The following is an 11424-nucleotide window of genomic DNA, read 5'->3' as shown; positions in this document are numbered from 1 at the left end:
GTTGGTATCACCAGTCTGGTTCTCATAGGACTGCTGATCTTCCGCATTGAAAGAGGCTTCTGTAAGATGACGACTCTTTAGAAGGGCCAGTGCTCCGATGATTGATTTCGCCGGATTGAAAGACTGGGATTCTGTGAGTGACTGGTTGTCTGTATAGGGCTGGTCGTCTGTAAAAGGCTGGTCGTCTGTAAAAGGCTGGTTGTCTATAAAAGGCTGGTCGTCCGCATATACTCGATCATCTGCGTAGGATTGGTCGTCTCCATATGACTGTCCAGCCAAAAATTCCGGATCATCTGTATCATACCGGTTATCCAAATATGAACCATTGCCCATATACATTCTATTGTCCGCATTCGTTCCATCGTCCACATACGCCTCGCCATCACTCTCCATTCGTTCTTTTATAAATGGCGGTTCCTCTGTGTTTAACCATTCTTCCGCTAAAAGCTTTTCCTCTGATCGCTCGCTCTTAACCGTCCAATCCCCCCGGCTCTTTTGTTCTTCCATAACCGGCGTTGTGCTTGCGGCGGCCTGTTCTTCCAGGCCTGCCAACTCCTCTGACAGCCGTTTTCTTATCTCATATTCCTCAGCCGATTCCATTAAATAATCGGTGCTCAGCGGTTCTCCGCAGTTATTGCAGTAGTTTCCTGATGTTTCATGTCCACATTTCGGGCAGATCATACCATCAATCCTTTCGTATTATTCCATGTGTAATCTGAATGCTTCTATCATAATAAAGTCCTGTCTTACCGTAAGTAATAAAATCATATTTCACCATAAGCGGCGGAATATTCGCCGCCGCGGCAGCCGCCAAAGGAATGAACAGGCATGTCTGCCCGGCATTGATATTAAGTATACTATATTCGCTGGCGGGGAAGTATTAAGTTTCTCTTGCAAATTAGAGAATTATATGGACAGAAATGCAGAAAAACAGGAAGATTTTATTGACACAGCGGCATTCTTATGAGATACTGGATTATATAGTTTTGATTACTACATATAGAGGTTCCAATATGAAGACTGCTATTTTGATTGATTCCGGCTGTGACGTTTCTGACGAGCTGGTTCAAAAATATCATATGAAGGTTATGCCCCTTCACATTATTTACCCGGAGAAGGATTACGTTGACGGAGTTGATATTTTTCCGGAAACGATTTATCAGAGATTTCCAAAGGAGATCCCCTCTACCTCCACGCCAAGTCCACAGGACGTTAAAAATATGGTGGAGGAAATAAAAGCGGAGGGCTATACTCATGTGCTGGCATTTTCCATTTCCAGCGGCCTTAGCGGTACGTATAATACGGTCAGCCACGTGCTCGGTGAAGAACAGGATCTGACCTCCTTTGTTCTGGATACCAGAAGTGTCTCCTTCGGCGCGGGAATTCTGGCGCTCTGGGCGGCTATGAAGCTGGAGGAAGGCATGAGTTATGATGAGCTGACCGAGGCACTGCCTAAGAAAGTGAAGGAATGCAAAATATTTTATTACATGGATACACTGACCTATCTGCGCAAAGGCGGCCGGATCGGGCTTGTCACCTCAGTCGTAGGCAGCATGCTGAATTTAAAGCCGATTATCTCCTGTAATGAAGAAGGTGTCTACTATACAGTCGCCAAAATCCGGGGTTCCAGACAGGGACTTTCCAGACTTCTGGCGGAAGTAAAGGCCTTCGCGGGCGACGGCCCCTGCCTCACCGCCCTCTTAAACGGTGATGGAAAAGAAGCGGCTGAAGAACTGCGGCCGAAACTGCTCGCCGGTATTCCCCAGGGAACGCTGATCATGGAAAAGGCCATAACTGCCTCTCTGGCCGTGCATACCGGTCCCGGATTGGTTGGGATTGGCGCGCTTAAATTATAAAACACGCATAAGAGTGACAGCATAAAAAATGCCATGACAGCAGGCGCCGGATTACCGGTATGGCCTGTTGTCATGGCATTGTATTTTTCTGTTCTAGACCCGGAACCTGTCATACTCTTTCCAGCAGTCCAGGCAAAGCTTCTTTCCGTCCTGAAGCCGCATCATGTGTTCCGCGGTGGTCTCTTTGCAGCAGTCGCAGGGACAGGACCGGAACAGCCTGGCCCTTTCCGGAATATGGCAGACAGCCTCTTTCACGTCAAATAAGTCTTCCGGTTCCCTCTTCTGAAGATACGCAAAAGACTCTTCCTTCGACGCAAAATCCGGACGTTCTCTTAACACCAGACGGACGGACTTCCCTGTTTTCCGGTTATAAAAGGAAAACGCCTGCTTTCCCCTCATATGAAACAGCAGATTCCCCTTTCCAATGCTGCATCCCAGCACCACCTGGATAGCGTCCACGCCGCAGGCGTCATTCTCGGAAATACATACCACTTCCTCGTCCTCGGAAAATCCCAGTTCCAAAAGCTCCATTGCGTATAAGGCCGCTTTATATCCGATTGTCAGTCCGCCGCACACGTGACCATGAAATTTTGCACACTGTTCCCATAATTCTTTCTTCTCTTCTGCGTTCATTTAAAATTCCTCCATTTGATAAATACTGCACTCAATCCGGTCCGCAACAGGGACAAACGGCTGCAGTCTTCCATTCTTTAACAGATAAATGCGGTCTGATACCTTCGCCGCGCAGGTTAAATCGTGAGTCACCATCAGTATGCTGAATCCTCTGCTGTTCTGAAGCCCCTTCAGAAAACGCAGCACATTGGCCTTGCTCGACGGATCCAGCATGGAAGTTGGCTCGTCCGCAATCATCAGCGCCGGTTCCATAGTCAGCGCCCTTGCGATACAGATTCTCTGTTTCTCCCTCCTGACAGCTTCTTCACTCTGGTATTGAGAAAATGCGCCTCAGACGGCAGTCCCACATCACGAAGCGCCTGTTCGATCCGGTCCTTCACCGTATCTGCGTCAGCCTGGCCGGACAGAAATAAAGGCTCGCTTACCGCTTCCCGGACAGTCATGGAGGGATTCACGGATTCATTGCTGTCCTGAAATACCATCTGGACACCATGACTGCTCTTATGAAGCTGTTTATAGTCGGCGATTTTACCGTCATAGAGCACATTTCCTTCAAATTCATCCATATATCCGCCGAGTATTCTGGAAAGCGTCGTCTTCCCAACGCCTGATTTTCCTACCAGGGAGATAAACTCTCCGTGTTCTATCTCCAGACTGGCGTCCCGCAGTACGTCCTGCTTCCCATACCGCTTACCGATGTGCTGCGCTTCCAGCAGCGTTACAATCCCGCCCCGGTTGCAGGCTACCTGCCAGCCATCGCCGTTTTCCGTGAGAGAAGGCCTTTTCGTCCGGCAGATATCCAGTCTCTGACAGCATCTTCCGAAAAACGGACAGCCTCCCAGCCCCTCTTCCTCAGCCGGCCTGATCCCCCAGATATCCTTCAGGAGATTTAAATCCATGGAGGCTCTTAAGAGCCCCTGGGTGTAGGGATGCTTCGGCCGCTCCAGAACCTTTTCCGTCAGTCCCGCCTCTTCCACCATGCCTCCGTACAGGATCATAATCCTGCTGCTCAGCTCTCTGGCCAGGCGCAGATCATGGGTGATGATCAGAAATGCAGTCCCGTGTTCCCGGTTAATCCTGCGGATCAGATCGATAAACGCTTTTCTGGAATTGGCATCCATGGAACTGGTCGGCTCATCTAAAATCACCATTTCAGGTGTCAGTGCCATAGCATTGGCCAGTAAAAACTTCTGCGCCATCCCTCCGGATAGCTGGTCCGGGTAGCGCTCTAAGTCCGTTTCCTCCAGCCCCACCATTTCCATCAGTGTTTTCATGCGCTCCCAGTGCTCTGGCGGATATTTTTAATCAGCGTTTCCCCAGGCTGCTCTCAGCCTCATGGAGGGATTCAGCCATTCTCCCGAATTCTGAAAGACGATGGAAAACAGTTCCATCAGATCCGTGCACTTCCTCCTCTTTCTTCTCATACAGGGAACTGCCGGCTATGACCACCTCACCCGCCACAGCCGCTTCCTCCTCCAGCAGACGGGACAGCGCCCGGGCCAGCGTCGTCTTGCCGCTTCCCGACTCTCCGGCTGCCGCCAGAATCTCCCCTCTCTTCATGGAAAAAGAGCATGGGCCCAGCGTAAATCCGGGATATTCCACAGTCAGACCTTGTACATTCAGAATTTCATTCAGAACTTCACTCATATTTCCCTCATTTTATATTTATGTTTTTGCTGCTCTGTTCCTGTTAATTTCTCATTTCCCGTCTCATTCCTCCCGCAGCAGCCACTCCTCCAGAGCCTGTGACAACAGCCTTAAGCAGAGAATTGTGAGCACCAGCATTGCCACCGGCGGGATCAGCCACCACGTCCAGTAATCGGTGAAATAGATTCCCGTAAAGGAGGATGCATTCTGTATCATCAGCCCCCAGGACTTCGCCAGGGGATCGGACAGCCCCAGATACGCCAGGGAAGACTCCTGGATGATGGTCCTGCCGGTAACTGCAGCCGCATTGACTAAGAGCAGCGGAAGTATTTCACCCAGCATATGCTTTCTCACAATATACCACGGACTGGCGCCGTAGCTCTTTGCCAGCACCACGTATTTCCTGTTCTTTACGGACATCACCTTGGCGCGCACCTGTTTTGCAATGGATGCCCAGGAGAAGGCCGAGACGATCAGAATGATATTCCAGATACTCTGTCCCCAGAACGCTCCGATCACAATCATAACCGGAAGCTGCGGAACAGACAGAAACACATTGGTAATAAAGGAGAGGACCGCATCAGTCCTTTTTCCGCAGTATCCCGCACATACGCCGAACAGTCCGCCTGCGGTAAAGGAGCAGGCGGCCGCTGTCACTCCCGTCATCATGCTCAGATAAAAGCCCTTCGACAGCTGGGCAAAAATATCGATTCCCAGGTTGTCCGTTCCCAGAAAGTGGATGGCCGACGGCGCTTCGAGGGAGGCGCCGGAAGACTTAACCGGGCTGTGGGGATACAGCGTCAGGCCATACAGGCAGACCGCTGCCAGAAGAAGCAGGAGGATGAAATACCTTCTGATTCGTTTCATCTTAATTCCTCCCGGTCAATCCCTGCGTTCAGCACGTCCGCCAGAAACAGGCTGGTGAGCACCAGAACCGTTGACAGCAGAAAAAATCCCTGTATCATCGTATAGTCCCTGTACCGCACGGCTTCCCGCATCACCAGCCCCAGCCCCGGATAAGCAAATACATTTTCGATCAGCAGCGTACCGCCAACCGCGGTTCCGACATTCAGGAAAAAACGAACCACGATCGGCGTCATACCGTTTCTGAATATGTAGCTCCAGCGGATTCTTCCCGCTTTCAGCCCCTTGGCCCTGGCATTCATGAGATACGGTTTCGACATCACCTCCAGGAAGCTGGCTCTCGCCGTGAAGTAAAATCCGGGAAACATCACAATAACGAGGGACAGCACCGGCAGAAAGCCATGGGAGATCAGATCCCACGCCTTCTCCCCGCCCGTCTCGTATCTGGCAAATGCCGTCGCCCCGCCCGACAGAGGCAGCCATGAAACCTTTGCCGCCACCAGAAATAAGAGCAGCAGCCCGACTAAATAGGCGGGCACCTCCGTAAGGGCAGATAATATCCGAAAGGCCGCCCGGTCGATCCTTTTTTTCTGCATTCCAAACAGCGCCAGCGCCGTACCGGTCACCAGGCTCAGAATTAACGACACGCCCATGACAGAAAGGCTCCAGGGCAGGCGTTCCTTGAGCACAGTAGTCACCGGCTTTTTGTAATGGATGCTCAATCCAAGATCTCCGGTCAGATTTTTCCTGACTGTCTGTGCCAGCTGCTCAGCGAGCGGCTGATCCAGGCCGTAATACGCCCTCATCTGATCCAGCTGCTCTTTCGAATACTCGGTATCCATGTCCTCGCCGGAAACCGATGAGGTATACAGAAGCGGATCTCCCGGCATCAGGCGTGGAATGAAAAAGTCAAACAGGTAAATCACCAGAAAGGTACAGATAAATAGTGTGATTCGTTTTCTCATAAACGTTTATCTTTCCATGTAGGACAGACGGGTCTGTTCCGTCTGCTGATACGCGTACGTCTTCATCCAGCCGTCGTAATAATCCTTGCGGTACATGGAGTAGGAGGACTGATTTGCAATGACGATCAGCGGGACTTCCTCGCTGACCAGATACTCCAGATCCTGAAACATCTGTCTGCGGGCCTCGAAATCCACTTCCTTCATCTGGTCCTCGGCCAGCTTCGTGATCTCATCGCTGCTGTAGCCGATCGGTCCCATGCTGTGCGGATTACCTCCCTTATTCTTCGAACGGTCGGAGAAAATGGTTCTCATATATTTCGGCGGATTATTGCCCCAGCCGCCATTGCCTACCAGCGCAAATTCATAGTTTCCCGCATTGACCATCTCATCACGGGAAGCCGAATCGTAGGCTGCAACCGTCACTTTTACACCGGCCGCCTCCAAATCCTGTTTGATAAGCTCTGCTATATCCACATCGGAGCCGCTGTCGGCCGCCAGAAGGGTCACTTCATAGTTTTTACTCTCCAGTGCGGACTTCGCTTTTTCCGGATCGTATGGGTAGGCCACAAGGTGATCGTTGTAATAAAGGCTTCCCTGCGGAACGTATCCCGCGCTTCCCACGCTTCCGGCTCCGCGGAATACCTTGTCCACGACCGCCTGACGGTCCAGGGCCGCATACACAGCCTTTCTCTGGTCCAGATCGAGAAAACCGGGACATTTTTCAAAATTAATCAGGAGCTTGTAACCCATGTCATTGGCTTTTTCCACCACACCGATCCCCGGATCGCTTAAGTATTTATCCTTTAAATCAGCCGGCATGCCGGTGATGTCGATCTCGTGATTTTCAAATGCCAGAAGGGGATCGCTGACAGGAACAAACAGCACGCGGTCGGCTGCCGGTTTTCCACCCTTGAAGTCATCGAACGCGGTGAATTCATAGCTTCCGGTGGCCCCGTCATAGGCGGTACACCGGTATGCTCCGCTGCCCGTCAAATATCCGTCGCCCGTGTAGGTGTTCGGATCTTCCACCTTCTCCCACACGTGTCTGGGAATAATCACAAACGAACCGATGCTGCTCAGCGTATCCGCAGCGGCCTCTTTTACCGTGATGGTAATCGTGCGGTCGTCCACAACGGTGTAATGGTCGATCAGGAAGCTGTCTCCCGCTCCCAGCGAGTTGGATACCGGCGGGTGTTCCCTGAAATAGTCTATGGTAAAGGCGACATCCTCTGTCGTCAGAGGCGTACCGTCGTGGAATTTTGTATCGGGAAACAGGGTAAACGTATAGTCACTGCCGTTCATTTCCCAGGACTGGGCAAGCCATGGAATATCTCCCGTCTCATCTTCGTCGATCAGGCTTGCAAACACCAGATTCATCTTGGCGCTTCCCGGGCCGCGGGATGCGTTTAAATAAGGGCTGGGAGCTCCCCAGTCCGTCCCTCCCGCCAGCTTGAGCGTCTCCACCAGATGGCCCTGTTTCGTCCGGCCTGCCGTATCCCCGTTCTCCGCCTCAGCGGCCTGTTCTGTATGACTCACTGATTCTGACGCCTGTACCGACGTCCCCGCCGCCGGCGTCCCCTGCTTTCCGCAGCCGGTTACCGCGGCCATCGCCATCATGGCTCCAAACATAAAGCTCACTAATTTTCTTGATCTCATTGCTTCCTCCATCTTATCTCTCCTGTATTTGTACCCTTCCCAGCTGTCTTTACTGCGGCGATTATGATGAAAGGCCCGTCTCACCGGACCGTTCCGCCTGACATAAAAAAAGCCACGAAAGCAGGCACCTGCAAAGCGGTGCGATATCCTTCATGGTATTAAGCTTCATCTTCATGATGACGTTAGGAATAGTTTATCATAGATTAGTCAAACTTTCCAGAATTTTTACACAATCGTTTGCCTAAAAAGAGAGAGGCGGATTTCCCTCCTCTCTCATCTTCTTCTCACGGTCAAATAGAAACAGTTCATTCCATCCCGGTATTCCACTCCAATCTTTGCTCTGTGTTTTCCAGCCGTCTCCGCGGCGATAGCCAGTCCCAGGCCGTAGCCGCTGCAGCTGCTTCTGGCGCTGTCTCCTCTGTAGAAACGCCGGAAGATCAGAGAACGTTTTTCTTCCGGTATGGGTTCTCCCTGGCTGTTCACCCAGAGCTTTGCCCGTTTTCTGCCTGCCGTCTCCAGCCTCACCACGGTTTTCCCTTTGGGAAGGGAGTATTTCACCGCGTTGTCTAAAAGTGCCTTGACCAGCTGTCCCACCTGATCCGGATCGCCCAGCATCTGCACCTCCTCGTCCAGCTGATACTCCAGCTGCTTTTCCTCCTGATAGAAAACCGGTTCAAAGGTCAGCACCTTTTCCATCACCAGATCGCTCAGGCTGAAGAGATGGAAGGTCCCCTTCTTCGGCGTGAGGGCGTCATTTTTTGCAAGCAGGAGCAGACTCTCCACCAGGAAACGCATCTCCCTGCATTCCTGAAGGATGTGCTCCAGCCATTTATCCGCCTCAGTGGATATGCCTGTATACTGTTCCTGAAGCAGCTCGGTGTTAGCCGTAATCACCGTCAGAGGCGTCTTCAGTTCATGGGAGGCGTCGGCCACAAACTGCTTCTGCATCCGTATGGACTCTTCCACCGGCTTGACGGCCCATCGGGAAAAGAAGTAGGACAGTACCAGGAAACCGATCCAGATACCGGCGCAGGCCAGGCCTCCGTACTGCATAACACCGTTTCGCAGGGTGTCCTCATAGGAGGTGTCGGCAAACGCGATCATATATCCGGTGGGGCGGCTGACCCGCAGATACCGGAGATGGTAGCCCTCCAGAAGCCCCATATCCTCCTCGCCGGCCATTCCCAAAAATGCCATCTCCTCTAAGAATTCCTGTCCCGGAAATGCTTCATAGCCGCCTTCCCACGGCGTCACCATGCCATCCTCCCCCACCATAACGGAGAAATACGGCGTCTGCGCAGGCGAACGGGTGGTGAAGATCAAGGGATGCTCCTCCTGCGACACCACCTTCGCCAGCGCCAGCCTTCCCTGCGCGCTGACCCGTTTCTCCATGACAAATGCCACCGCACAGAAGGTAATCCCGATGACCGCCGTCACGATCAGCATGTTATAGCAGATAAATTTCATCCGAAGCCTGCTTATCTCCTTCATTCCCGTCCGCCTCCTCCATTCTTCTCCATGATCCGGTATCCCAGTCTGCGGATGGTCACAATCACCACATCCGCATTCAAAAACTCCAGCTTCTTTCTCAGAAATGAGATGTATATCTCCACATTGTTATCGACCGCCTCGCCGTCGCTGCCCCAGATCTTCGAAAGGAGCGTCTCCTTGGAAACTACCATGTCGCGGTTCACGAAAAGGATCCGGAGGAGGTCATACTCCTTCTTACCCAGCCGGATGCTTTTTTCCGGCCCACTTAACGTATAGTCCGCCTGATTCAGCGATATATTGCCCAGGCTCAGGCATTCCGGGATAACCTCTCCCCGGCGCCGTAATATCGTCTTCATCACGGCCAGCAGCTCCTGCATGTCAAAGGGCTTTGTCAGGTAATAATCGGCTCCGCTCTCCAGCCCCAGCACCCGGTCGTCGATCTCGCTCTTTGCAGTAAGAATCAGCACGGGAACGGAACAGCCGCTCTTTCGGGCCTTCTTAAGCAGTGTGATCCCGTCCATTCCCGGCAGCATCAGGTCCAGCACGGCCGCGTCATAACCGCCGTCCGTGAGCAAAAAGTATCCTGTATTCCCGTCCCCGCAGATATCACAGCCATACCAGTGTTTCAGGATATCACGGATGGATTCCGCCAGCCGCCGGTTGTCTTCCACGATCAGTACACGCATTTTTTTCATCTCCTTATAACAGAAAAATCCATCTGTATTCTCTCTCAATTCTACGGAGAATGCAAGAGAACACCGATGGATTTTACAGATAATTCACAAAACAGCGTTTTATCGCCCTACCGTCCCCGGATTTCCTTTCTCATAAAGCTGATATAGGAGACGGCAAAGACTACGGCGGTCAATGCCAGCAGGCCCGTCAGGTGCGGCCATACCAGCAGCAGACTCTGTCCCAGGGACAGGTATCCGTTTATAGCGCCCGACAGCTGCTGCGGAAGTATGATGTTGGTGGAGCGCACCTGCGGATTCATGATGGTCGATACCGCCTCACTGTACAGATAGTACGGGGAGAGCCGGTTCAAATTCATCTGGCAGTTATAATTGGCCAGAATCTGCGATGCGGTCGCCGTCTGCCCCATGGGGTAAAGCACGTTGGCTGCAATGCTGACGACCAGCGTCATAAACAGGGCGAAAAAGATCCACAGCGCAATCACCACCATGGCCGATGTGGCCGCATGGCGGCACAGCACGGAGAACAGGATGGAGAGCGCCAGCCAGAAACAAATATAGACGGAAGTAAAGAACAGCAGGACGAGCACCCGTCCCAGTTCCTCCCCCGATGGCGGGATTCCCGTGGCCAGCAGCCCCACCGCTCCTGCGATCAGTCCCATGGAGAAGACCATCAGAAAGATGATGGTGGCTCCGGCCAGAAACTTGCCGTTAATGACCGCATCCCGGTAAATCGGCTGGGCCACAAGGCGGTTTAAGGTTCCTTCCGAGCGCTCGCTGTTGATGGCGTCAAAGCCAAGCGCCAGACCGACAAATGGGCCTAAAAGCGCAATAAACGAGGTGAACGAAGGAATGGAATTCCCGCTCAATGTAAACAGTTTTAAAAAGATGTAGCCGGAGTCAGACGCCGTCTCCGAGGAGAGGCTGGAAAGCGCTCCGTAAATGCTGGCACAGCTGGTTAAAAGGATTAAGAGCAGTACGATCAGGAACCGTTTGCTGTGAATATGGTCCGACATCTCCTTGCGGTATAAGGCGCCCATGCCGCTCATTCCCGAACGGACGCCTCCGCCCGCACCGTCACTCCTATCCCTGGCGCTGTTCCCTGCCGAAAGAAAGGAAGCCTTTACTTTTCCTTTGATTGAGACTGCCATTTCCCTTCTCTCCTTTCTCAAAATACGTGCGGTAGATCTCATCCAGATCATTTCCCCTCTGCCTCAAATGGCACAGGCTGTAGCCGCCCTCCAGTGCCCTTCGGTTCAGTTCACGGCTTAAGTCCGAGCTGGAATAGATCACATAGAAATCCCCGCTTCGCTCTATTTCCTCCACATTTCCCAAGTGCTCCAGAAGCTCTTTAAAGCCCCTGTCGTCCGGGATAGCCGCGGCCTCCAGCACGTAATGTCCCTCCCGGCGCATCTGCCCGGCCAGATCGTCAATCCTTCCGCAGGCAATCAGCTGCCCCTCTACAAAAAGGCCCACGCGGTCGCACACCTGCTGAATCTGGTAGAGCTGATGCGACGAGATCAGAATGGTCCGGCCATCCTCCTCCGCCAGGCTCCGGATTAAAAACATGAGTTCTCTCATCCCCTCCGGATCGATTCCCAGCGTCGGTTCATCCATAAT

Annotated in this window: 11 protein-coding genes and 2 pseudogenes; 1 reads left to right on the top strand and 12 read right to left on the bottom strand. The window is 52.5% G+C overall.

Annotated features, from left to right (window positions below):
• Positions 1–681, bottom strand: a pseudogene (locus ACLTD4_RS30845) (zinc ribbon domain-containing protein); the annotation flags it as partial.
• 332 nt (positions 682–1013) lie between these two features.
• Here ACLTD4_RS30845 and ACLTD4_RS30840 point away from each other — a divergent pair.
• Complete coding sequence (locus ACLTD4_RS30840) at positions 1014–1856, top strand: DegV family protein (RefSeq protein ID WP_055655140.1); 843 nt, start codon at positions 1014–1016, stop codon at positions 1854–1856.
• A 93-nt stretch (positions 1857–1949) separates the two neighbouring features.
• Here ACLTD4_RS30840 and ACLTD4_RS30835 read toward each other — a convergent pair whose 3' ends face one another.
• The 11 genes and pseudogenes from ACLTD4_RS30835 to ACLTD4_RS30785 all read right to left on the bottom strand — a co-directional run.
• Complete coding sequence (locus ACLTD4_RS30835) at positions 1950–2489, bottom strand: FmdE family protein (protein WP_320923550.1); 540 nt, start codon at positions 2487–2489, stop codon at positions 1950–1952.
• Positions 2490–2741 (bottom strand): hypothetical protein, encoded by a 252-nt coding sequence (locus tag ACLTD4_RS30830; protein WP_412331824.1) that lies wholly within the window; start codon positions 2739–2741, stop codon positions 2490–2492. It lies immediately after the preceding gene.
• A 2-nt stretch (positions 2742–2743) separates the two neighbouring features.
• Entirely contained in the window at positions 2744–3763 is a 1020-nt protein-coding gene (locus tag ACLTD4_RS30825; protein WP_412331823.1) for an oligopeptide/dipeptide ABC transporter ATP-binding protein, read from the bottom strand.
• Between the two features lie 31 nt (positions 3764–3794).
• The gene (locus ACLTD4_RS30820) at positions 3795–4136 is read right to left on the bottom strand and encodes an ATP-binding cassette domain-containing protein (RefSeq protein WP_412331822.1); all 342 of its coding nucleotides are present in this window, start codon (positions 4134–4136) and stop codon (positions 3795–3797) included.
• Positions 4137–4199: 63 nt separating this feature from the next.
• Entirely contained in the window at positions 4200–5003 is an 804-nt protein-coding gene (locus ACLTD4_RS30815) for an ABC transporter permease (protein ID WP_321005789.1), read from the bottom strand.
• Positions 5000–5965: an ABC transporter permease gene (locus ACLTD4_RS30810; protein ID WP_320923548.1), complete on the bottom strand. Its 966-nt coding sequence runs from the start codon at positions 5963–5965 to the stop codon at positions 5000–5002. The genes ACLTD4_RS30815 and ACLTD4_RS30810 overlap by 4 nt, the downstream gene beginning before the upstream one ends.
• A gap of 6 nt (positions 5966–5971) precedes the next feature.
• A complete protein-coding gene (locus ACLTD4_RS30805) occupies positions 5972–7621 on the bottom strand; it encodes an ABC transporter substrate-binding protein (RefSeq protein ID WP_321005788.1) in 1650 nt (549 codons plus the stop codon).
• Between the two features lie 273 nt (positions 7622–7894).
• Entirely contained in the window at positions 7895–9112 is a 1218-nt protein-coding gene (locus ACLTD4_RS30800; RefSeq protein ID WP_320961161.1) for a HAMP domain-containing sensor histidine kinase, read from the bottom strand.
• On the bottom strand, positions 9109–9798 hold the full coding sequence (locus ACLTD4_RS30795) for a response regulator transcription factor (protein WP_412331821.1): 690 nt from the start codon (positions 9796–9798) through the stop codon (positions 9109–9111). The genes ACLTD4_RS30800 and ACLTD4_RS30795 overlap by 4 nt, the downstream gene beginning before the upstream one ends.
• A 116-nt stretch (positions 9799–9914) precedes the next feature.
• On the bottom strand, positions 9915–10955 hold the full coding sequence (locus tag ACLTD4_RS30790) for an ABC transporter permease (protein WP_117622273.1): 1041 nt from the start codon (positions 10953–10955) through the stop codon (positions 9915–9917).
• Positions 10888–11424: pseudogene (locus ACLTD4_RS30785) on the bottom strand (ABC transporter ATP-binding protein); the annotation flags it as partial. The pseudogene ACLTD4_RS30785 and the gene ACLTD4_RS30790, both read right to left, overlap by 68 nt.

The sequence above is a fragment of the Hungatella sp. genome, from assembly GCF_046966825.1.
The sequence above is the reverse complement of the archived record's forward strand: the minus strand, read 5'-3'. Positions and strand labels throughout refer to the sequence as shown.